General features: G+C 72.8%; 21 protein-coding genes. 7 read left to right on the top strand and 14 right to left on the bottom strand.

What is annotated here, in order from left to right; translation table 11 throughout:
• The first annotated feature begins 40 nt into the window (after window positions 1–40).
• Window positions 41–1,231 (top strand): saccharopine dehydrogenase family protein, encoded by a 1,191-nt coding sequence (locus DNK56_RS32185; RefSeq protein WP_111339280.1) that lies wholly within the window; start codon window positions 41–43, stop codon window positions 1,229–1,231.
• Between the two features lie 22 nt (window positions 1,232–1,253).
• On the opposite strand, the gene DNK56_RS32180 is transcribed toward DNK56_RS32185, so the two are convergent.
• On the bottom strand, window positions 1,254–1,916 hold the full coding sequence (locus DNK56_RS32180) for an endonuclease V (RefSeq protein ID WP_111339279.1): 663 nt from the start codon (window positions 1,914–1,916) through the stop codon (window positions 1,254–1,256).
• Window positions 1,917–2,189: 273 nt separating this feature from the next.
• Here DNK56_RS32180 and DNK56_RS32175 point away from each other — a divergent pair, with 273 nt between their 5' ends.
• The 5 genes from DNK56_RS32175 to DNK56_RS32155 all read left to right on the top strand — a co-directional run bounded on the left by DNK56_RS32175 (window position 2,190) and on the right by DNK56_RS32155 (window position 7,182).
• Window positions 2,190–2,483, top strand: a complete 294-nt coding sequence (locus DNK56_RS32175; RefSeq protein ID WP_111339278.1) for a YciI family protein — start codon at window positions 2,190–2,192, stop codon at window positions 2,481–2,483.
• 177 nt (window positions 2,484–2,660) lie between these two features.
• Entirely contained in the window at window positions 2,661–3,074 is a 414-nt protein-coding gene (locus DNK56_RS32170) for an SsgA family sporulation/cell division regulator (RefSeq protein WP_111339277.1), read from the top strand.
• A gap of 342 nt (window positions 3,075–3,416) precedes the next feature.
• Window positions 3,417–5,048, top strand: a complete 1,632-nt coding sequence (locus DNK56_RS32165) for an ABC-F family ATP-binding cassette domain-containing protein (protein WP_111339276.1) — start codon at window positions 3,417–3,419, stop codon at window positions 5,046–5,048.
• A 161-nt stretch (window positions 5,049–5,209) separates the two neighbouring features.
• Window positions 5,210–6,184 (top strand): acyl-ACP desaturase, encoded by a 975-nt coding sequence (locus DNK56_RS32160; protein WP_111339275.1) that lies wholly within the window; start codon window positions 5,210–5,212, stop codon window positions 6,182–6,184.
• A gap of 83 nt (window positions 6,185–6,267) precedes the next feature.
• Entirely contained in the window at window positions 6,268–7,182 is a 915-nt protein-coding gene (locus tag DNK56_RS32155; protein WP_111339274.1) for a chitosanase, read from the top strand.
• 11 nt (window positions 7,183–7,193) lie between these two features.
• Here the strand turns inward: DNK56_RS32155 and DNK56_RS32150 are convergent, their stop codons facing one another.
• The 5 genes from DNK56_RS32150 to ligD all read right to left on the bottom strand — a co-directional run bounded on the left by DNK56_RS32150 (window position 7,194) and on the right by ligD (window position 12,424).
• A complete protein-coding gene (locus DNK56_RS32150) occupies window positions 7,194–8,819 on the bottom strand; it encodes a GMC family oxidoreductase (RefSeq protein WP_111339273.1) in 1,626 nt (541 codons plus the stop codon).
• A 53-nt stretch (window positions 8,820–8,872) separates the two neighbouring features.
• Complete coding sequence (locus DNK56_RS32145; RefSeq protein WP_111339272.1) at window positions 8,873–9,127, bottom strand: WhiB family transcriptional regulator; 255 nt, start codon at window positions 9,125–9,127, stop codon at window positions 8,873–8,875.
• Between the two features lie 91 nt (window positions 9,128–9,218).
• The gene (locus DNK56_RS32140; protein ID WP_111339271.1) at window positions 9,219–10,172 is read right to left on the bottom strand and encodes a multicopper oxidase domain-containing protein; all 954 of its coding nucleotides are present in this window, start codon (window positions 10,170–10,172) and stop codon (window positions 9,219–9,221) included.
• A gap of 165 nt (window positions 10,173–10,337) precedes the next feature.
• Complete coding sequence (locus DNK56_RS32135) at window positions 10,338–11,417, bottom strand: ABC transporter permease (RefSeq protein WP_111339270.1); 1,080 nt, start codon at window positions 11,415–11,417, stop codon at window positions 10,338–10,340.
• Window positions 11,414–12,424, bottom strand: coding sequence for a non-homologous end-joining DNA ligase (ligD, locus tag DNK56_RS32130; protein WP_111339269.1), 1,011 nt, complete (start codon window positions 12,422–12,424; stop codon window positions 11,414–11,416). Before ligD ends, DNK56_RS32135 begins: the two co-directional genes overlap by 4 nt.
• 97 nt (window positions 12,425–12,521) lie before the next feature.
• On the opposite strand from ligD, the gene DNK56_RS32125 reads away from it, so the two are divergent.
• A complete protein-coding gene (locus DNK56_RS32125) occupies window positions 12,522–13,586 on the top strand; it encodes an ATP-dependent DNA ligase (RefSeq protein ID WP_111339268.1) in 1,065 nt (354 codons plus the stop codon).
• A gap of 31 nt (window positions 13,587–13,617) precedes the next feature.
• On the opposite strand, the gene DNK56_RS32120 is transcribed toward DNK56_RS32125, so the two are convergent.
• From DNK56_RS32120 to DNK56_RS32085, 8 genes are all read right to left on the bottom strand, one after another.
• Window positions 13,618–14,832, bottom strand: a complete 1,215-nt coding sequence (locus tag DNK56_RS32120) for a lytic transglycosylase domain-containing protein (protein ID WP_111339267.1) — start codon at window positions 14,830–14,832, stop codon at window positions 13,618–13,620.
• A 34-nt stretch (window positions 14,833–14,866) separates the two neighbouring features.
• On the bottom strand, window positions 14,867–15,631 hold the full coding sequence (locus tag DNK56_RS32115) for a nuclear transport factor 2 family protein (RefSeq protein WP_111339266.1): 765 nt from the start codon (window positions 15,629–15,631) through the stop codon (window positions 14,867–14,869).
• A 36-nt stretch (window positions 15,632–15,667) separates the two neighbouring features.
• Entirely contained in the window at window positions 15,668–16,198 is a 531-nt protein-coding gene (locus tag DNK56_RS32110) for a nuclear transport factor 2 family protein (protein WP_241990154.1), read from the bottom strand.
• A 75-nt stretch (window positions 16,199–16,273) separates the two neighbouring features.
• Window positions 16,274–16,882, bottom strand: coding sequence for a hypothetical protein (locus tag DNK56_RS32105; protein WP_111339264.1), 609 nt, complete (start codon window positions 16,880–16,882; stop codon window positions 16,274–16,276).
• On the bottom strand, window positions 16,879–17,400 hold the full coding sequence (locus tag DNK56_RS32100) for a hypothetical protein (protein ID WP_111339263.1): 522 nt from the start codon (window positions 17,398–17,400) through the stop codon (window positions 16,879–16,881). The genes DNK56_RS32105 and DNK56_RS32100 overlap by 4 nt, the downstream gene beginning before the upstream one ends.
• Window positions 17,397–18,659 (bottom strand): MCE family protein, encoded by a 1,263-nt coding sequence (locus DNK56_RS32095; protein WP_111339262.1) that lies wholly within the window; start codon window positions 18,657–18,659, stop codon window positions 17,397–17,399. Before DNK56_RS32095 ends, DNK56_RS32100 begins: the two co-directional genes overlap by 4 nt.
• Window positions 18,659–19,831 carry an MCE family protein gene (locus DNK56_RS32090; RefSeq protein WP_111339261.1) on the bottom strand — a complete coding sequence of 391 codons (1,173 nt, stop codon included), beginning with the start codon at window positions 19,829–19,831 and terminating at the stop codon, window positions 18,659–18,661. Before DNK56_RS32090 ends, DNK56_RS32095 begins: the two co-directional genes overlap by 1 nt.
• Window positions 19,828–20,994: an MCE family protein gene (locus tag DNK56_RS32085; protein ID WP_111339260.1), complete on the bottom strand. Its 1,167-nt coding sequence runs from the start codon at window positions 20,992–20,994 to the stop codon at window positions 19,828–19,830. The genes DNK56_RS32090 and DNK56_RS32085 overlap by 4 nt, the downstream gene beginning before the upstream one ends.
• Window position 20,995: the final 1 nt, after the last annotated feature.

The raw sequence follows: 20,995 nt of genomic DNA, 5'->3' as shown, positions 1-20,995 counted from the left end.
CTGCTCCGCCCCATCCGGTGCCACCTGCGCGGAGGCTTGCGTGAACAGGCAGAACGGGGCGGCCCGCCCCTACGACATCGTCCTTTTCGGCGCCACCGGCTTCGTGGGCGCGCTCACCGCCGCCTACCTCGCCCGGCATGCCCCGGACGGCTGCCGCTGGGCCCTCGCCGGACGCGACCGCGCCAAGCCGGCGAAGCTGCGCGCCCGGCTGGCCGGCCTCGATCCGCGCTGCGCGGACCTCCCGCTGCTGGAGGCGGACGCCACCGACCCCGGTTCGCTGCGCGCGCTGGCCGAGTCCGCGCACGTGGTGGCCACGACCGTCGGCCCCTACGTCTCGTACGGCGAGGGCCTGGTCGCCGCCTGCGCCGAGGCGGGGACCGACTACGCGGACCTCACCGGCGAGCCGGAGTTCGTGGACCGGATGTACGTGGAGCACGACGCGCGGGCCCGCGAGACCGGTGCCCGGCTGGTGCACGCCTGCGGTTTCGACTCCGTGCCGCACGACCTGGGCGTCTACTTCACGGTCGGGCGGCTCCCGGCCGGGGTGCCGCTGCGCATCGACGGCTTCGTCCGCAGCGACGCCGCCTTCTCCGGCGGCACGTTCGCCTCGGCGCTCACCGCCATGGGCCGGGGCCGGCAGACGGCCCGCGCCGCGCGGGAGCGCCGCCTGTACGAGCCCCGGCCGGCCGGGCGCCGGGTCCGCGCCCCGCTGGGCCGGCCGCACTTCAGCCCGCAGACCGGCACCTGGGCGCTGCCCCTGCCGACGCTGGACGCGCGGGTCGTCGCCCGCTCGGCGCGGGCGCTGCCGGGCTACGGCCCCGACTTCCGCTACCGCCACTTCGCCTCGGTCCGGCACCTGCCGGTGGCCCTCGGGGGCACGGCGGCGCTCGGGGCGCTGCTGGGCGCGGCGCAGGTGCCGGCCGCGCGGGAGTGGCTGATGGGGCGGTACGCGTCCGGCGCGGGCCCCGACGCGGAGCGCAGGCGGCGCAGTTGGTTCACAGTGCGGTTCGTCGGCGAGGGCGGCGGCCGGCGGGTGTTCACGGAGGTGTCGGGTGGCGATCCGGGCTACGACGAGACGGCGAAGATGCTCGCGGAGTCGGCGCTGTGCCTGGCGCTGGACGAGCTGCCGGCCACCTCGGGGCAGGTGACGACGGCCGCCGCGATGGGCGACGCGCTGCTGGAGCGGCTGGTCGCGGCGCGGCTGCGGTTCCGGGTGGCGGCGGAGAGCTGAGTTCGGCGGCCCCGGCCGGACGTCAGCCGGTCGCCTCGCGCAGGACCCGGCGGCACAGTGCGTCGGCCCTGCGCGTCGTCTCCGGCTGCCGGAAGCCGCGGGCGAGGGCGAGGGTGTGTGCGACGGCGTTGTCCAGGCCGGTGCGGTGGCCGACCGAGACGTACACCGGCTTGGTGGCGTCCCTGGTGCGCAGGGCCCGGCCGACCTCCTCGCCGTCGTCCAGCAGCGGCGACTGGTCCCCGCGCCGGGGCCCCGGCGGCTCGTGGGTGAAGGTGAACGGGTTCTTGGCGACGCCGATGACCGGGAGTCCGGTGAGCACGCCGAGATGGCTGGCGAGGCCGAAGCGGCGCGGGTGGGCCCTGCCGTAGCCGTCGCAGACGACGAGACCGGGGTCGGCGGTCAGCTCCTCCAGGACGGCCAGCACGGTCGGGATCTCGCGGAAGGCCAGCAGCCCCGGCACGTACGGGAAGCCGACCCGGCCCACGGCGGTGGCCTCGGCGACCGTCTCCAGCGTCGCGGCGTCGAGCACGACGGCCGCCGCCACCACGAGGTCGCGGTCGTCGTCGTAGGCGACGTCCACCCCGGTCACATGGCCGCGACCGGGCGGCGGCCCCGGCTCGTCGAGGATCACCCGGGCGCGCAGGGCGTCCTGGACGGCACGGGCCTCGGCCGCGTCGAAGGGCATGTGAAAAGCAGTCATGGTGCGCCCACCCTAGGGCCTGTCGTCAAATTGCCGTCTGCCGGGCGGCGCCTGGCACGCACGCTCGCGGCGTTGCCGAAAAGCCCTGGTAGCTCCTTCCCCAAGCTCTTGACGAGCAGGGGAGGCCCCATCCAAGGACTCTCCGGCGCCTTGCGATCGCACGCACCAGACGCCGCCCGGCCGCCCTTCGGGCGACGACCGCAATTTGACGACAGGCCCTAGCCGTTCCGGCGAACTCACGAGCGATAGCCTGGGCGCATGTTCGTACTTGAGCTGTCCTACACCGCCCCGCTGGACCGCGTCGACGCGGTGCTGAAGGATCACGTCGTCTGGCTGGAGGAGCAGTACGCGGCCGGGGTGTTCCTCGCCTCCGGGCGCAAGAATCCGCGGGAGGGCGGGGTGATCATCGCGGTGGGCGACGACCGGGCGGCGATCGAACGGCTGGCGGCGACCGACCCGTTCGTCGTCGAGGGCGTGTGCGCGTACCGGATCACCGAGTTCATCGCCACCAAGACGGTCGACGAGCTGGCCGCCTACCGCCAGGCCCTCTGAGAACCCGTCGCACCGCGACGCCTCCGTGCGGGGTGCTCCGGCCGGAACGGGGCACGTGAACGGGCAGCGGTGTGCGGTGACACAGCTCACCCCGTCTCCCGGTGCACGGATCGGCGGCCCCGGCCGTCTTTACCGGTGCCGGGAACCGTTCGTCCGGTCGCGAGAGGGAGCAGGTTCGTGTCCACGGTCATCGAACAGTCCGTACAGGCCCGCATGGTTGCGTCCGCGCCGCAGATGGAGACGCTGCCCGCCGTCCTGAGCTACGACCGGGCGGACCCCTTCGCCGTACGCATGGTGTTCCCGGCACCGGCGACGCTGGAGGGGACCGAGGTGGCCTGGCAGTTCTCGCGGGAGCTGCTCGCCGCCGGAATGGAGGTGCCGTCCGGGCTCGGGGACGTACGGGTCCGGCCGTTCGGCTACGACCGCACGGTGCTGGAGTTCCACGCCAGCGAGGGGACCGCCATGGTGCACGTCCACACGGACGATCTGCGCCGGTTCCTGCGGCGGGCGGAGGAACTCGTGCCGTGCGGCGACGAGCACCGCTTCCTGGGCCTGGACCGGGGCCTGACCGAGCTGTTCGGACCGCGCTGAGCCCGACACACGTCACGGAGCCGGGCCCGCGCGGGAGGACGGCCGCGCGGGCCCGTTAATCCGGTTGTCCCCTCCCTCGGCCCCGACTACCGTTCGCGGTGCCCTTGTTGTCGCCGAATGGAGCAGGACGTTGCAGATCTGAGGTCGTGAGACACCGCGTCGCGCGCCGGGTCCGGGTTTCTTCCCGCCGGGACCGCGCCGCCCGAGTGTGACCTCAGCTCCTTGAGCCGTCCTCCGTGACCAGGGCCTTCCTTCCGGTATCCCGGAATTCTCGTGGAACGCCCGTGGCCGGTGTCTCGCCCCCCGTTGCCCTCGCCCTTCCTCGCAACCGGGAGTCCTCTCATGTCCACCCCCACCGCCCGCCTCACCTGTTCCTCGCTCTCCTTCGCCTGGCCGGACGGCAGCCGGGTCCTGGACGACCTGCACCTCTCCGTGGGCCCCGGCCGCACGGGGCTCATCGGCCTCAACGGCGCCGGAAAATCGACCCTGCTCCGGCTGCTCGCCGGGGAACTCCAACCCACGGGGGGCCGGATCGGGGTGACCGGCGACATCGGATATCTGCCGCAGAACCTGGTCCTGGACACCGGGCTGCGCGTCGACGCGGCGCTCGGCATCCACACCGTCCGCGAGGCGCTGCACGCCATCGAGGCGGGCGACACCTGCGAGGAGCGGTTCGCCGCCGTGGGCGACGACTGGGACGTGGAGGAGCGGGCCCGCGCCACCCTCGACGGCCTCGGGCTCGGCCACATCGGGCTGGACCGCACGATCGGCGAGATGTCGGGCGGCGAGTGCGTCCTGCTGGGGCTGGCCGCGCTGCTGCTGGCCCGGCCCGGCGTGCTGCTGCTCGACGAGCCGACGAACAACCTGGACCTGTACGCCCGGCAGCGCCTCTACGCCGCCGTGGACGCCTGGCCCGGGGTGCTCGTCGTCGTCAGCCACGACCGGGAACTCCTGGAGCGCGTGGACCGGATCGCGGACCTGCGCGACTCGGCCGTGACCTGGTACGGCGGCAACCTCTCGGCGTACGAGGAGGCGCTGGCCGCCGAGCAGGAGGCGGCCGAGCGGATGGTGCGCGTCGCGGAGGCCGATGTGCGGCGGCAGAAGCGCGAACTGGCCGAGGCCCAGGTCAAGTCGGCCCGGCGCAGACGGTACGGGCAGAAGCTGTTCGAGCAGGGCAGTGTGCCGAAGATCGCGGCGAGCGCCCGGGCCCGGTCCGCCCAGGAGTCGGCGGGCAAGCAGCGACTTCTGCACACGAGCCGGCTGGCCGGGGCGAAGGAGCGCCTGGACGAGGCCGTCGGGGCGGTGCGCGACGACGACGAGATCCGCGTCGAGCTGCCGCGCACCCGGGTCCATCCGGGCCAGGGCGTCCTGGTCCTGCGCGACCTCGAACTCGCTTACGGGGCACGGGTGCGCGGCCGGTACGAGGTGCGCGGTCCGGAGCGCATCGCGCTGGTCGGGCGCAACAACGCGGGCAAGACGACGCTGCTGCGCACGCTCGCCGGTGAGCTGGCGCCCGTGTCGGGGGAGGCGGTGACCGAGGTTCCGGCGCGCTTCCTGCCGCAGCGGCTCGACGTGCTCGACGACGGGCTGAGCGTGGTGGAGAACGTGGCCCGGTTCGCGCCGGACGCCACCGACAACCACATCCGGGCGAAGCTGGCGCACTTCCTGTTCAGGGGGGCGCGGGCGGACCGGGCGGCGGGCACCCTGTCCGGCGGGGAGCGGTTCCGGGCCGCGCTGGCCGCGCTGCTGCTGGCCGAGCCGGCGCCCCGGCTGCTGCTGCTGGACGAGCCGACGAACAACCTCGACCTGGCGAGTGCGCGCCGGCTGACCGCCGCGCTGGAGGCGTACGAGGGGGCGCTGGTGGTGGCGAGCCACGACGTCCCGTTCCTGGAATCGCTGCGGATCACCCGCTGGCTGCTGCTCGACGGCGAACTGCGCGACACGACGGCGGAGGAGGTGCGCGCCGGATTCTGAGGCACCGGGGCGGGCGCCGCCGCGCCCGCCCCCGCCCCGATCGTCACGCAGGGTGAGCGGCCGTCGCCCGTCCGGGCTTGGCTGCGGCCTTACCGCCGCTTTAACCTACGGTCTCGTAACCTACGAAGCCGTAGGTAGTTCTCCCGTCCCCAGGAGCCCCCGTGACGATCACCTCTCCCCACCTCGGCAGTTCACAGGCGTGGACCGATGCCCACCTCCTGTTCGCCTTGGAAGAGGTGGTCGAGAAGGAACTCAACCGGCACCTCAAGGTCGCCAAGGACTGGATGCCGCACGAGTACGTCCCGTTCTCGGACGGCCGCAACTTCCCCGGCGTCTTCGAGGACGGCGAGGCCTGGCAGGCCGACCAGTCCAAGGTCACCGACATCGGCAAGATCGCCCTCGTGGTCAACCTCCTCACCGAGGACAACCTCCCCAGCTACCACCACGAGATCGCCACCCTCTTCGGCCGTGACGGCGCCTGGGGCACCTGGGTGCACCGCTGGACCGCCGAGGAGGGCCGGCACGGCATCGTGATGCGCGACTACCTGCTCACCTCGCGCGCCGTCGACCCGGACAAGCTGGAGCAGTTCCGGATGGCCCACATGGCGGAGGGCTTCGAGTCCGACAACCGGCACTCGATGCTGCACTCCGTGGCGTACGTGGCGTTCCAGGAGCTGGCGACCCGCGTCTCGCACCGCAACACCGGACACCAGTCGGGCGACCCGGTCTGCGACCGCATGCTGGCGCGCATCGCCACCGACGAGAACCTGCACATGGTGTTCTACCGCAACCTCCTGGGCGCGGCCTTCGAGCTGGCCCCGGACCTGACGATGCAGTCCGTGCGGGACGTCGTCGTCAACTTCCGGATGCCGGGCCACGGCATGCCCGGCTTCGAGCGGGCCGCCGCGCAGATGGCGATCGGCGGCATCTACAACATGCGCATCCACCACGACGACGTCATCCAGCCGGTCCTGCGCTACCTCAAGGTGCTCGACATCGACGGCCTCGGCCCGGACGGGCTCAAGGCGCAGGAGGAGCTGGGCCTGTACATGCACGGGCTGGACAGCGAGGCGGCGAAGTTCGACGAGAAGCTGGCCGCGCGCAAGGCCCGGATGGCCGCCCGCGCCCAGGGCTGACCGCACCGGGAGCGCGGTGGGGGCGCCGCGGGGGCGCGCCCTCTCCGGCCGGGCGGGGACCGTACCCTGGCCCGGTGAAACCTGTGACCCGCTTTGCTCTCATCGCCGCGCCGATAGCGATAGCCGTCTCGCTCGTCCTGAACAGCGGCGGCGAGGACACCGGGCTGCCCACGCACTCCCCCACGGCCGCCGCTCCGAAGGCGACCGGCCCGGTCAACCCGGACCCGTTCGCCGGGGCGGACGAGGCGGAGCGCGAGGAGATGAACGAGCGGGTCGCCGAGGCCCCGGCCGGACTGGCCACGCCGGAGATGCGCGAGGTCGCCTGGAAGCTGCTGGCCAGCGCGGAGGGCTCCACGCTGGACTGGCGCACCCAGTACGGGGCGATCGAGGACAGCGGCGACGGCACCGGCTACGCCGCCGGCCTGGTCGGCTTCTGCTCCGGTACGCACGACATGCTGACGTTCGTCGAGGCGTTCACGCGGGACCACCCGGACAACCCGCTGGCCCCCTACCTGCCCGCCCTGCGGAAGGTGGACGGGACGGGGTCGCACGAGGGCCTCGACCCCGGGTACCCGGCCGCGTGGAAGAAGGCGGCCGAGGACCCGGCGTTCCGCAAGGCGCAGGAGGAGGTCCGGGACAAGCAGTACTTCGAGCCCGCGGTACGGCTGGCGAAGCTGGACGGGCTGGGCGCGCTGGGCCAGTTCATCTACTTCGACGCCATGGTGCTCCAGGGCCCGGGGCACGAGGCGGACTCCTTCTACGGCATCCGCCAGGCGACGCTGGCCGAGGTCGACACGGTCGCCGAGGGCGGTGACGAGTCGGAGTACCTGGACATGTTCCTGGACAAGGCGCGGGCCGTGATGAAGTCGAAGAAGAACCAGCGGCACGACACCTCGCGCATCGACACCGCGCAGCGGGTCTTCCTGGAGGACGAGAACATGGACCTGGAGCTGCCGCTGACCTGGAAGATGTACGGCGAGACCTTCCACATCCCGTAGCCCGCAGGGCCCTAGTCGCGGGCGTCCTGCCGGATGAGTTCGGCCGCCTTCTCGGCGACGGCGACCGTGGGCGCGTGGGTGTGGCCCCGGGTGATGCGCGGCATGACCGAGGCGTCCACGACGCGCAGCCCCGTGACGCCGCGCACCCGGAGCCGGGGGTCGGTGACCGATCCGGGGTCCTCGCCCATCCGGCAGGTGCCCACCGGGTGGTAGAGGGTTTCCGCGCCGGTCCTGATCGCCTCCGCCAGCCGCTCGTCGTCCACCGGGCCCGGGTAATGGCCCATGGGCCGCTCGGTGTGCGGGGCGAGGGACGCGGAGGCGAAGAGGCGCTCGGCGTGGCGTACGCCGTCCATCAGGGTGCGCAGATCGGCCCCGGCGGTGAGGTAGCCCGGATCGATCCGGAGCGCGGCGCCGGGGTCCGGGTGGTCCGGGTCCAGGGTGAGGCGTCCGCTGCTCTCGGGCTGGAGGAGGATCACGCCGATGGTGATGCCGTGCTCCGTGGGCGGGGTCAGCCCGTGGTCGATGAACGGCGCGGGGGCGAAGATCAGTTCGAGGTCCGGGGCGGCCGGGGCGGCGGCGCTGCGGACGAAGGCGACGGCCTCGGCCAGGTTGGAGCTGAGCGGGCCGCGCCCGGCCAGCAGGTACCGGGCGATGTTCGCCGGGGTGTCGGCGCCGGTCATGGTCACCGGGCGGGGGCAGCGCAGGGTCACCGCGAAGGAGAGGTGGTCCTGGAGGTTGCGGCCGACGTCCGGGGAGGCGGCCCGCACCTCGATGCCGGCGGCGCGCAGGTCGCCGGGGTCGCCGATGCCGGAGCGCAGCAGCAGGTGCGGGGAGCCGATGGCGCCGGCGCTGAGGATCGCCTCGCGGCGGGCGGCGAGCGTGCCGGAGTCCGCCGTGCGCACGCCGGTGGCGCGGCTCCCGTCGAAGGTGAGGCCCCGGACGCGGGTGTGGGTGCGGATGTCCAGGTTGGCGCGCCGGGCGGCCGGGCGGAGGTAGCCGTCGGCCGCGCTCCAGCGCCGCCCGCGCCGCTGGTTGACGGGGGTCATGGCGACCCCGCTGTGGTCGGGGGCGTTCAGCTCGTCCAGGAACGGCAGCCCGTCCTCGCGGCAGGCGGTGACGAAGTCGGCGGTCAGCGGGGACGGGCTGCGGGGCGGCGCGATGTGCAGCGGGCCCTCGGTGCCGTGGACGGTGCCGGGCCGGGTGGGGCCGGTCCACCGCTCGGCGCGGCGGAAGCAGGGCGCGAGCGCGTCGTGGCCCCAGTCGGGTCCGGCGGCGACGGCCCAGGCGTCGTAGTCGTCGCGGTGGCCGCGCACCCACATCATGGCGTTGATCGAGGAGGAGCCGCCGAGCGTGTGGCCGCGCGGCCAGAACAGCTCGCGGCCGCCGAGCTCCGGCTGCGCCACGGTGCTGAAGTCCCAGTCGAGCGGGGTCTTGAACAGCTGCGGGAAGGCGGCCGGGACGCGGATCTCGCGCTTGCGGTCCGGTCCGCCCGACTCGACCAGCGCGACCCGGACGGTGGGGTCCTCGGACAGCCGCGCGGCCAGCACGCAGCCGGCCGAACCCGCCCCGACGACGATGTAGTCGTACTCGCTGAACTCGGCTTCTCCTCCTGGCCGTCGCGGCTCCGCGACGCGCACGGGCCCGCGTGACGAAGTGCGGAAGGCCGCAGTCTCGCACGCGCGGGAGCGGCTCAGGCCGACGTGCGGCCGACTCTGCGCAGCCGCTCCCGCTCCTTCTCGGACAGTCCGCCCCAGACGCCGAAGCGCTCGTCGTTGTCGAGGGCGTACTCGAGGCATGCCTGCCGCCCCTCGCACGCGTTGCACAGCTGCTTGGCCTCACGGGTGGAGCTGCCCGGAGCCGGGAAGAAGAACTCGGGCCCCGCCTGGGCGCACAGGGCGGTCTCCTGCCAGGAGAAGGCGGGGTCGGTCGTGGTGTTGATCAGCATGGTTGCCACAGTGCACTGCCGCGATAAACGACCGATCAACGCCGCGTCAATGCCGCCTCGCCCACGCCCCGTCGGCTGTTTTCGGCCGATGTCATCCGTCGTGGTGGCCGGGGACCGTGCCGTCCCGGTCGGCGACGAGCAGCAGCCCGCCCATGCCCCGGTCCGCGTGGCTCTGCACATGGCAGTGGTACATCCAGGCGCCGGGTCCCACGTGTTCGCCCGCGATGACCTGGAAGCCGAAGGAGTCCGCCGGTCCGACGATCTTGGTGTCCACGACCCGGGTCGGGTCGTCGGGTCCGGTGAGCATGCCCGTACGGTTGTCGGCCCAGCGGTGACCGTGCACATGGAACGTGTGGTACATGTCGCCGTGCGTGATCATGACGACCTCCAGCCGGTCGCCGAGCGTGACCTGGAAGTCGGGGCTCTCCCCCTTCGGGGTGTTGTTGATCGACATGTCGTTGAAGACGATGGCGATCGTCCGGTCCGGCAGGACGTCGCCCCGGCGGCGGACGACCAGCGGCCCGTAGAGCCCCTTGCGGATGCCGCCGGTGCCGTGGTCGGAGCCCACGGCGTGGTCGTGGTAGTGCCAGTAGCCGGCACTGCCGGAGCGCCAGGTGCCGTCGCGGCGCGGGCCCGGCGCGTGGGTGCGCCAGACGTAGGTGCGGGTGCCGCCCGGTTCGACGGTGCTCCCGTTCATCCGGGTGCCGTCGCTCGCGGTGTCGTAGTCGACGCCGTGCGCGTGCAGCCCGGCCGGTACGTCGAGGGTGTTGACGAACTCGATGTGCAGGGTGTCGCCCTCGGTCAGCTCGATCAGCGGGCCCGGCACGGTCGCCCTGCCCTTCTCCAGGCCGTAGCCCAGCCGGCCGTCCGGCAGCTGCTCCACGTACATGCGGATGCGCCGGACCGCTCCCCCGGCGCCGACCGTGCGGACGGCGGCGGGCATCGCGGCGGCCAGCGGCGCGGGCAGGGACAACGATGTCACCACCGCCGCGGCGGCGACCCCGCCGCCGACCAGCATCTGCCGGCTGAAGGTTCTGCGGTCCATGTCGAACTCCCCACTGCTGACGGGTGCTGCCGGGAATGTGGCGACGGGCGCTGACGAGCCCGGGGAACGTGGCTGACCCACAGTAGGAACAAGGTGACCGCGAGGTCGTCAGGAGCGTGGGCGAGTCGCGAAATGCAGTTCGAGGACCGCCGGTCGTTCGGCGGATCAGGTGAGCGCGGCGGCGTGCTGCGGCATGTGCTCGCGGCCGCCGGGGTGGCGGTGGCGCCACACCCAGAAGACGGTGACCGACACCAGCGCCCAGGCGGCCAGCACCAGATACGGGAAGAGGCGCTGATGGCCCTGGTAGTAGACGGCGGTGTGCTGGGCGTTGACGGAGGCGCCGGGCGGCAGCCAGCGGCCGATGTGTCCGAGCAGCGAGGGCAGCAGCGGCCAGGAGACGGCCCCGCCGGACGACGGGTTGCCCAGGAGCACCATCACGCCCCAGGTCGGCAGCATCGCCCAGCGGCCGATCAGGGTGTTGAACATGGCGAAGACCATGCCGGAGGTGAACATGGTGAACGCCAGGATCAGCCACGACTGCGCGAAGGGCAGATCGACCGCCCCCAGCAGCCAGTCCACGACGGCGGCGATGGCGAACGCGCCGAGCAGCGCGTACGCGACGGTGAACGCGATCCGCTCCAGCGGGATCAGTCCGCTCGCGTGCACGCTGAGCTGGATGGAGCCCACGAAGCCGACGATCACGGCGGCCAGCGAGATGTAGAACAGGGCGAGCCCGCGCGGGTCGCCCTTCTGGAGCGGTTTGACGTCCCGCACGGCGACCGGCAGGCCGAGCGTGTTCCCGACCTTCACGGCGGTCTCGGCGAGCAGCTGGGCGACGGCCGCCCCGGAGGCCGCGGCCACGTCGAGCGCGACCCCCCGCTCGCCGGAGCGCACGATCGCGAAGACCTGCTGCTCCTCCAGCGCCTCGCGGGCGGCGGCGGGCGTCGGGAAGACGTGGATGACCAGTGAGGCGTCCAGGGCCCGGTCCATCCCGGCGACGAACTCCTTGCCGCGCGTGGTGTCCGGCTCGCTGACCACGGCGGTCGGGATGCGGTGCGGGGTCGGGTTGGCCATGGCGTACGTGTAGGAACCGGCGAACAGTCCGGCGGCGGCCGACAGGATGAACAGCAGGACGGTCGCCGGGAAGTACGGCGACCGTTTGAACGCGGCCCATTTCTGGCCCCGGGCGGGCGGGCGGCCGTGCGCACCGTGCGGCTCGCCGGGCGCGGCGCCCGGACCGCTCACGCGTCGCCGTCCTTGTCGCGGCGCGCCCGGCTCGGCTGCACGCGCTTGGGTTCGCCGGGCATCTTCGGGTACTCCGGCGGGTAGGGCAGGTCGCCGGGCCCGCCGTCGCGCGCGTGGCGGTCGGCGAGTTCGAGGAGGGAGTCCAGCCGGAACGCCTCCTCGTCCATGCCGGCGTGGACGTCGCCGTGTTCCGCGAAGCGGCGGGGCATGGTCCGGATGTCGAAGTCGCGGGGTTCGGCGTCGTCCAGCTCCTCCCAGCGCAGCGGGGCGGAGACCGGGGCGTGCGGGAAGGGCCGTACGGAGTAGGCGGAGGCGATCGTGCGGTCGCGGGCGGTCTGGTTGTAGTCCACGAAGATCCGCTCGCCGCGCTCCTCCTTCCACCAGGCGGTGGTCACCCGGTCCGGCATCCGGCTCTCCAGTTCGCGCCCCACCGCGATGGCCGCGCGCCGGACCTCGGTGAACGTCCAGCGCGGCTCGATGGGCACGAAGACGTGGAGGCCGCGCCCGCCGGAGGTCTTGGGCCGGCCGCGCAGCCCGTGCTCGTCCAGGATGCCGCGCAGTTCGCGGGCGGCGCGGACGGCGTCGGCGTAGCCGGTGCCGGGCTGCGGGTCCAGGTCGATGCGCAGTTCGTCGGGGTGGTCGGTGTCGCCGCCCCGGACGGGCCAGGGGTGGAAGGTGAGCGTGCCGAGGTTGGCGGCCCACAGGACGGCGGCCACCTCGGTGGGGCACATCTCGCGGGCGGACCGGCCGCTCGGGAAGGCGATCTCGGTGGTGGGAATCCAGTCGGGAAGGTTCTTGGGGGCGCGCTTCTGGTAGAAGAACTCGCCCTCCACACCGTCCACGAACCGCTGGAGCGTGGTGGGCCGGTTGCGCAGGGCGCGCAGGATGCCGGGACCGACCGCGAGGAAGTACTCGGCGACGTCCCTCTTCGTGTAGCCCTTCTCCGGGAAGTAGACCTTGTCCGGATTGGACAGCCGGACGGCCCGTCCGGCCGCGTCCAGCTCCACCGCTGTGCCCGCTGCTGCCATGTCGGCCACCGTAGGCCGGGCACACATATGCCGCATATCGGGAGACGCCGGTGGCCGTACGGTTCACACTCGGACCATGGACCTGCCGGTGATGCCGCCCGTGAAGCCGATGCTCGCCAAGTCGGTGAAGAAGATCCCGCCGGGTATGCAATACGAAGCCAAGTGGGACGGCTTCCGGGCGATCGTGCACCGGGACGGTGACGAGGTGGTGATCGGCAGCCGGACCGGCAAGCCGCTCACCCGGTACTTTCCGGAACTGGTGACCGCCGTCCGGGAGAATCTGCCGGAGCGGTGTGTGGTGGACGGCGAGATCGTCGTCGTGCACGGCGGACGGCTGGACTTCGACCGGCTCAGCGAGCGCATCCACCCCGCCGATTCACGGGTGCGGCTGCTGGCGGAGCGGACCCCGGCCGCGCTGGTCGCCTTCGATCTGCTGGCGCTCGGTGACGAGTCGCTGCTCGGCACCCCGCAGGCGGACCGGCGCACGGCCCTGGAGGCGGCGCTCGCTCGGGCGTCGGCGCCGGTGTACACGGCCCCCTCGACGACCGATGCCGGCCGCGCCCGGGAGTGGTTCGAGCGGTACGAGGGGGCTGGTCTGGACGGGGTCGTGGCGAAGCCGCTGGACGCGCCGTACCGGCCGGACGTGCGGGCGATGTACAAGATCAAGCACGAGCGGACCGCCGACTGCGTGGTGGCCGGCTACCGCTTCCACAAGAGCGGCCCGGTGGTCGGCTCGCTGCTGCTCGGCCTGTACGACGCGGGCGGCGCGCTGCAGCACGTCGGGGTGTGCGCGGCCTTCCCGATGAAGCGCCGCGCGGAGCTCGTCACCGAGTTGGAGCCGTTGCTGACCGACGCCGGGAGCCATCCGTGGCACGCCTGGGCGCAGGCGGAGGCGCACGAGGGGGCCCGGCTGCCGGGTGCTCCGAGCCGCTGGTCGGGCAAGAAGGACATGTCCTGGGTGCCGCTGCGGCCGGAGCGGGTGTGCGAGGTGGCGTACGACCACATGGAGGGCGACCGGTTCCGGCACACGGCCCAGTGGCGCCGCTGGCGGCCGGACCGTACGCCGGAGAGCTGCACGTACGCGCAGTTGGAGGAGGTCGTGCGCTACGACCTCGCGGAGGTGCTGGCGGGCGGCGGCTGAGCGGGGTCGAACCGCCCGCCCGCCGCCCGGTTCAGTTCGCCGCGGGCGGCAGCGTGGGTGTGGTGCAGGGCTCCGCGGGGTCCGGCGAGGGGGTGGGCGAGCCGGTGGGCGTGGTGGTGTCGCCGGGCTCCGGCGCCGGAGGGGTTGTCGTGCAGCCCGGTTGCGGTGCGGTCGTGGTGGGCTCCGGGTCCGGGGTGGTGGTGGGGTCCGGGGTCGCGGAGCCGGTGTCCGTGGGGTCGGGCGTGGGGCTGGTGGTGCCGGTCGGGTCCGGGGAGCCGGAGGTGCCCGGTGTGGGGCTGGTGCCGGGCTCCGGGTCGGTGGTGCCGGGTGCGGTGGGGCGGGGGCTGGGCTGCGGGCCGACCTCGATGCCGCCGCCGCTGTCGGTGCCGGAGCCGCCCACGGGGCGCTCGGGCTCGTTCGGGCCGCCGGCGCCGGGGCTCCTGGGGACGACGCCCCGGCCGTCCGCGACCGGGTGGATGCCCTTGCGGTAGAACTCGTACCAGGAGAGCACCGTACGCAGATACGTCTCCGAGTGGTTGTAGCTGAGGATCGCCCGGTTCAGGTCGGAGGGGATCGACAGGTCGCGCGGTCCGGCGCACAGGTAGGCCCCGGCGGCGAGCGCGGCGTCGTACACGTTGTTGGGGTCGCGGCGTCCGTCGCCGTTGCCGTCGCGGCCCCAGCGCGCCCAGGTCGAGGGGATGAACTGCATCGGGCCGACCGCCCGGTCGTAGGTCTTGTCCCCGTCGTAGGCGCCGCCGTCGGTGTCGGTGATGCGGGCGAACCCGGCGCCGTCGAGGACCGGGCCCAGGATCGGCGACAGGGTGGTGCCGTGCTTGTCGACCCGGCCGCCGGCCGCGTGCCCGGACTCGACCTTGCCGATGGCGGCCAGTAACTGCCAGGGCAGCCGGCAGCCGGGGTCGCCGCGCCGCATCGTGGCCGCAGCCTCGCGGTAGGCGGCGAGCACGGTGGCGGGGATGCCCGCCTCGGCCCACGACTGCCGGGCGGCCGGGCTCTGCCTCTCGCCCTTCTTCGGCGGCTTCGGGCTTCTCAGCGGCGGGAGTTCGGTGTGGTACGAGTCGTCGTTGGGGACCTCGGACCAGGTGACGTCGTCCGTCTCCTGGCGGTGTTTCGGGGTCTCCTCGTGCGCGGCGAGCTGGGGTGCCTGGGACGCCGTGAGCGCGGCCATCGCGGCGACGGCCGCCGCCGTGCCGCCGAGTCCGCGGCGCATGCTGCCGTTGAACCTCATGCGTGCCCTCCTTGGTCGGGTCGCCTGCGGCGGGTCACCGGGTGAACGTGTCGATCGCGGATATCCGCCAGTCGCCGTCCTCGCGGACGGCGTCCACGCTGAACATGGCGGCGGCGTAGGTGGTCTCCTCGGACTTGCCGGTACGGGTGTTGCGCTGGTCGGCGAAGATCAGCAGCCGGGCGCGGTCGCCGTCGAGCATTTCCACGGCGCTGTGGGTGACGGTCGTGGTGAGCACGAGCTTCTGCTTCGGTGCCTGGGCCCGGACCTCGGCGAGCATGTCCTTGTGCTGCTGGACCGCCTTCCCGGTCAGATAGGTGGTCACCGCGGTGTCGGACTTGGCGGGTGAGGCGTAGTCGTACGAGAAGACGGCGCCGACCGCCTCGGTGATCCGGCCCTTGACCTCGCTGGTGCGGCTGATGTCGGTGAGCGCGGTGTTCTGTCGGGCGGGGTCGTCGCGCAGGCTCGCCGCCGAGGTGAACGACCAGGCGGCGAAGGAGCCGAGGAGCACGGTGAGGACGCAGAGGACTGCGGGCAGTCCGGGGCGCATCCGGGGCAGGCGCCGGACGGCCTTCTTCGTCTCCGGCGCGCCGCCCTCGTCGTCCGGGCCGGGTTCCGGGTCCGCGTCGGCCGCGTCGTCTGCGGTGTCGGCCGTGTCCGTCGTGTCCGTCGTGTCCGCGGGAGGTTGGTCCGGGTCGGGGCCGGGGCGCGGGCGGGGCGGGGCGGTGGTCGTGGTGCGTTCCGCCGCGGCGACGGTGGCCAGGCGGCGCCGGCGGTTGACCAGGTGGCGGGTGGTCGACATGGTCCGGGGGTTCCTCTCGGTACGGGGGCGGGGGTGTCAGCCGGCGGTGTTGCCGACGGGCGCCTGGCCGAGGGCGCTGAGCTTCCACCCGTCCGGCGTACGGGTCAGCTGACCGAGCATCCGGCTCTCCTTCACCGCGGGCTTGCCCTTCGGCGCGGTCACGGTCACCCGGAGCGCCACCATCACCCCGGCCTTCCCGGCCCGGTCGTCCAGCTCGGTGACCGCACCGGCCAGCACCTTGGCGGTGCTGACGGTCTTCGCCTCCTGGATCTGCTTCACGAACCCGGCGCGCCCTTCCACGAGTTGCCGGTGCAGGTCCCCGGTGGTGGAGTCCTCCCAGCTGTCCAGGCCCTTCTCGACCTGCGCGTGGTCGAGCGTGTTCATGTTCTGCACGGCCTGCTCGCCCGCGGCCAGCACCTCGTCGCGGGTCTGGGCGTAGGCGGCCGAGCCGTCGTGCGCCGCCCGGTAGCGGGACACCCCGCCCCAGCCCGCGGCGACCGCCGCCGCGATCGTCAGCGCGATCGCCGCCGCCACCAGCGGATTCCTCGTCTTCGCTACCCGTGCCATCGCTGCCTCTCCCTGCCGGCGTTCCCGCCGCGCTGTGCTGTTCGTGCTGGGTGGTGCGGTGTCGTCATCGGCGGGCTACCGGGAGGTGATCTCCACGATCGTCCAGTGCCCTTCGCGCAGTCGGGCGGTGACGGAGAGCTGTGCGGCCGCCTTGCTCGCGGCCTTGCCCCTGCGCTCGTAGACCTGGTCCAGGAAGACGAGCAGATGGGCGCTGTCGGGCGTCAGCCGGGTCACCCCGGCGCGCACGACATGGGTGGTGAGGGTCAGTTCCTGGTCGGCCGACTGCTTCTCGACCTGGCCGAAGAGCGCCGCGTACTGCTGGAGCGCCTTGCCCGCGAGGAGCTTCTGGGCGGCCGCCTTGGTGGCGGCGGTGCCGTCCGGGCTGTACGAGAACACCTTGCCGAGCGCGTCGGTGACCTCGCCGGCGACCTGGGCGGTGGCCGCGCTGTCGGTGAGCGCCAGGTTGGAGGTGGCCGGGGTGTCCCGCAGCTGCCGGCCGGCCACGTACATCACGGCCCCGGCGGCGAGCAGCGCGACGGCGAGGACACCGGCGAGGACGCGCGGCCAACGGCGGGCGGGACGGTCGTCGGATGCCGTGGCGGCGTCGGTCTCCTCGGTGTGCTCGGCCTCCTCGATGTCCTCGATCTCGGCGATCTCGTCGGTGTCCTCGACGTCTGTGGTCATGCGCCGCCCCCTATGCCGAGCGCCGTGAGCGCCTTGATCTTCCAGCCGTCCCCGGTCCGCGCGAGCGTGGCCTCGAACCGTTTGCGTTCGGTGCCGGCCTTGCCGGTGCGGGGGGCGACCTCGATGTCGACGGTCGCGATCATCAGCGCGGTGCCGGTCCGGTCGTCCAGCTCGGTGAGCGCGGCGTCGGTGACCTTGCCGCGCGCGGTGGTGCCGGACTTCGCCAGGTCGGCGGCGTCCTTCTTGCGGGTGCGCTTCAGCTGGTCGTGGAGCGGTCCTGTGGCGGAGTCCAGCCAGCCGGCCAGGTCCGCGTCCACGCTCGTCGCGTCCTTGCCGTCCATGGTGTTGAGCCTGGCGAGGGCCCGGCGACCGTCCGCGAGGGCGGCGTCCCGGCTCTTGGCGTAGGCCAGGTCGTCGTCGCCGCGCGCCTGCGCGTAGGACCAGCCGCCGAGCGCGCATACGAGCGCCGCGATCAGCAGGACGGCCCATCCGCCGAGGGTCCGGGTACGGGGGTTCACTCGCCGCCCTCCTGTCCGAGGCCCAGCAGTCCGGCCATGCCCCGGACCGCCGGTGCGCGGTCGGCCGCGGCACCGAGGGCGCCGGGCAGCCGCGCGTCCTTGGTGTCGCCGAGGTGCAGGGCGCCGGCCTTCGCCGGTTCGGGGAGCGGGCCGCCCTTGGGGGCGTTGGCGCTGCCCCGGACGTTGATGCCGGTGCCGGGCGAGGCGGCGCAGCGGGCCTTGGTGTTGAGCGCGGGGGCGGGTGAGAGGTCGAGGCCGTTGCGGTACGTCGTGTCCTCGTAGCCGGCGGTGCAGGGCAGCGGTTCGAAGAAGGTGATCGACATGCCGAACCGGGCGCCGTCCTCGTCCACCGCGCTGGCCCCGGCCGCGACGACGGCGGGGAGTTTCACGAGGAGTTCCTCCAGGCCGCGCTGGCGGGTGACGGCGATGTCGGAGGTGGTGAGGAGGTTGGCGACGACGACGCCGAAGCTGGGTTCGACGTCGCGCAGCAGTCCGCTGATCTGGCTGGTGGCGTCGGGGGCGGCGGCGATGAGCTCGCGCAGGTCGGTGTCGGAGCTCTTGAGCTGGGCGGCGAGTTCCTTGGCGCCGGAGGCGAACCCCTTGAGGGCTTCGCCCTGTTCGACCTGGGTGCGCAGGACCGTCTTGCCGTCCTCCATGAGCCTGATGTTGACGGGCAGGGCCTCGTCGGCGGCCTGGACGAACTCGCTGCCGGTGTCCAGGAGGACCTGGAGGTCGTCGCCGCGTCCGCTGAACGCGGTGCCGAACTCGTCCACGACGGTGCGCAGCGATTCGGTGTCGACGGAGGAGGTGAGGTCGTTGACGCTGGTGAGGACGTCGGTGACGGGGGCCGGGACGGTGGTCGACGCCTGGTCGATGACGGAGCCGTCGGCCAGGTAGGGGCCCTCGGTGCGGGTGGGCCGCAGGTCCACGTACTGCTCGCCGACGGCGGAGAGGTTGGCCACGACCGCCTTGAGGTCGTCGGGGATGCGGGGGGCGGACTTCTTGATCCGCAGTTCCGCCTCGACGCCGTCGTCGGTGAGTTCGATGGGCCCGACCCGGCCCACCGAGACGCCCCGGTAGGTGACGTTGGAGTGGGTGAAGAGGCCGCCGGTGCGCGGGAGTTGGACCTTGACGGTGTAGTAGTCGCGCAGCCCGACGTAGTGGCCGAGGTCGGCGTAGCGGACGCCGAGGAAGCCGAGGACGAGCACGGAGATGATGAGGAAGGCGATGTTCTTGAGCCGGATGGCGAGGGTGATCATCAGTTGCTCCCCTTCGAGGCCGTGGGCCGGCTCGTCGTGGGCGCCGAGGTCGCGGGCAGGGGCAGCGGCAGCCCGGCGCCGGCGACCGTCTTCGCCGGCCCGGCCGTCCCGGTCTCGGGGGCGGGTTCGTAGGCGGGAATGATCTGCGTGCCGGGTTCGGCCGTCAGGTCCAGGTAGACGTTGAGGTAGTCGCCCTTCACCCCGCGCAGCACCTCGTCCGTGAACGGGTAGGTGAGCAGGACCTGGAGGGAGTCGGGCAGGTCGTTGCCGGAGTCGGCCAGGGCCCGCAGGGTGGGGGCGAGGGCCTTGAGGTCGGCGATGGTGTCCGCCTTGGTCCGGTTGATGGTGCCGACGGCGACGTCGGAGAGGGTGTCCAGGGAGCGGAGCATGGTCATGAGCGAACCGCGCTGCTTCTCCAGGACCTTCATGCCGGGGCTGAGCCCGGTGAGGACGGTGCCGACCTGCTGCTTGCGGCCGGCGAGGGTGGCGGAGAGGCGGTTGACGCCGTCGAGGGCGGCGGTGATGTCGCCGCGGTGGTCGTCCAGGTCGGTGACGAGGGTGTCGACCCGGTGGAGCATCGACTTGACCTGGGGTTCCTGTCCGGCGAGTGCCTTGTTCAGCTCGGTGGTGATGGTCTTGAGCTGCTGGACACCGCCGCCGTTGAGGAGCATGGACAGGGCGCCGAAGACCTCTTCGACCTCGGGGTTGCGGTTGGTGCGGGCGAGCGGGATGCGGTCGCCGTCGGAGAGGGTGCCCCTCTCCTTGCCCTTGGCGGGCGGGGTGAGCTGGATGTACTTCTCGCCGAGCAGGCTGGACTGCTCCAGATGGGCGTAGGCGTTGGCGGGCAGTTCGATCGCGCCGTTGACTTTCATGGTGACGCGGGCCCGCCAGCCGTCCGGAGCCAGCCCGATGCCGGTGACCCGGCCCACGGCGACGTCGTTGACCTTGACCGAGGACTGCGGGGCGAGGCTGAGCACGTCCCCGAAGTCCGCGGTGATCTCGTACGGGTGGTCGCCGAGGTCGGCGCCGCCGGGCAGCGGCAGGTCCTCGATGCCGGAGAAGCCCGGTACTCCGCATCCGGTGACGAAGAGGGTGCAGCACAGGCCGAGGGCGACCAGTACGGTGCCGCTCGTGGTCCCGAGGGCCGCGGGTCTGCGTGGTCGGCGGTTCATCGGTTCGCCCCCTTCGCGTCCTTGGTGTCCTCGGCGTCCTTGGTGTCCTCGGCGTCCTTGGTGTCCTTGGCGTTTTTGGTGTCCTCGGGGGTGCCGTAGACCGTGCCCACGGCGGGCAGCGGCAGCGCGGGCAGGGCCTGCTGCCGTGCGGTGTCCACCGGGGCGAGGCCCTGGAGGCTGAGGGCGGATTCCAGGAGCGGGCCGCCCATGCTCAGCTCGTTGAGGTTGGTCCGTCCGTTGAGGGTGCGGTGCTCGGGGTCGTACGCGTTCAGGACGTTGCCCGCCGACAGCGGCAGGACGTCCATCGACTCGGCGAGCGAGGCGCGCTGGTCCACGAGGGCCTGGGTGATCGGCACGAGGGCGTCCACGTTCTTCTTCAGCTCGCCCCGGTTGTCCTTGATGAAGGTCTTCACCTGGGCGAGGGCGGTGCCGAGTTCTCTGAGGGCGGCGCCGAGGTTCTTCTTGTCGTCGGCGAGGAATCCGGTGACGGAGTTCAGCTGGGTCTCGGCGGCCCGGACGTTGCCGTCGTTGTCCTTCAGCATGGTGGTGAAGGACTGCAGGTAGGACAGCGTGTCGAAGAGGTTGCCGCTGGACTTGTCCAGGGTCTTCGTCGCCTTGCCGAACTGCTCGATGGAGTCGCCGATGTCCTTGCCGTTGCCCTTGAGGTTCTTGGCCCCGGTGTCCAGGAGTCCGGCGAAGGCGCCCCGGGCGTTGGCCCCGTCCGGGCCGAGCGCGGTGGAGAGTTCGGTGATGGAGGCGTAGAGCTGGTCCACCTCGACCGGGACGGCGTTGTGGGCGGCGGGCAGCTGGGCGCCCTCCTTCATGACCGCTCCCCCGGTGTAGGCGGGGGCGAGCTGGACGTACCGGTCGGCGACCAGGCTGGGGGCGACGACGACGGCGTGCGCGTCCGCGGGGACCTGGACGCCCTCGTCGATGCGCAGGACGACCTTGACGTCCTTGCCGCGCGGCTCCACCGATTCGACCCGGCCGACGCGGACCCCGAGGATGCGCAGGTCGGACCCGGCGTAGACACCGGTGACCTGGTCGAAGTAGGCGGTGACGGTGGTGCCGCCCCGCTCCTCCAGGGCCATGACCCCGGAGGTGGCGGCGACGGCCACGACGACGAGGCCGGCGCCGATGCCGATGACGCGGGTGAGTCTCATC

The organism is Streptomyces sp. AC1-42W (genome assembly GCF_003248355.1).
GTDB lineage: Bacteria > Actinomycetota > Actinomycetes > Streptomycetales > Streptomycetaceae > Streptomyces.
Note: the sequence above shows the minus strand (reverse complement) of the source record. Positions and strands in the feature narration are given on the sequence as shown.

Coding starts and splice junctions, on each gene's coding strand:
- DNK56_RS32180 (WP_111339279.1), bottom strand. CDS start 1,916: ATGCCCTTCGACGCGGCCGAGGCCCGTGCCGTCCAGGACGCCCTGCGC.
- DNK56_RS32175 (WP_111339278.1), top strand. CDS start 2,190: ATGTTCGTACTTGAGCTGTCCTACACCGCCCCGCTGGACCGCGTCGAC.
- DNK56_RS32165 (WP_111339276.1), top strand. CDS start 3,417: ATGTCCACCCCCACCGCCCGCCTCACCTGTTCCTCGCTCTCCTTCGCC.
- DNK56_RS32145 (WP_111339272.1), bottom strand. CDS start 9,127: ATGCTGATCAACACCACGACCGACCCCGCCTTCTCCTGGCAGGAGACC.
- DNK56_RS32140 (WP_111339271.1), bottom strand. CDS start 10,172: ATGGACCGCAGAACCTTCAGCCGGCAGATGCTGGTCGGCGGCGGGGTC.
- DNK56_RS32125 (WP_111339268.1), top strand. CDS start 12,522: ATGGACCTGCCGGTGATGCCGCCCGTGAAGCCGATGCTCGCCAAGTCG.
- DNK56_RS32120 (WP_111339267.1), bottom strand. CDS start 14,832: ATGAGGTTCAACGGCAGCATGCGCCGCGGACTCGGCGGCACGGCGGCG.
- DNK56_RS32115 (WP_111339266.1), bottom strand. CDS start 15,631: ATGTCGACCACCCGCCACCTGGTCAACCGCCGGCGCCGCCTGGCCACC.
- DNK56_RS32110 (WP_241990154.1), bottom strand. CDS start 16,198: ATGGCACGGGTAGCGAAGACGAGGAATCCGCTGGTGGCGGCGGCGATC.
- DNK56_RS32105 (WP_111339264.1), bottom strand. CDS start 16,882: ATGACCACAGACGTCGAGGACACCGACGAGATCGCCGAGATCGAGGAC.
- DNK56_RS32095 (WP_111339262.1), bottom strand. CDS start 18,659: ATGATCACCCTCGCCATCCGGCTCAAGAACATCGCCTTCCTCATCATC.
- DNK56_RS32090 (WP_111339261.1), bottom strand. CDS start 19,831: ATGAACCGCCGACCACGCAGACCCGCGGCCCTCGGGACCACGAGCGGC.
- DNK56_RS32085 (WP_111339260.1), bottom strand. CDS start 20,994: ATGAGACTCACCCGCGTCATCGGCATCGGCGCCGGCCTCGTCGTCGTG.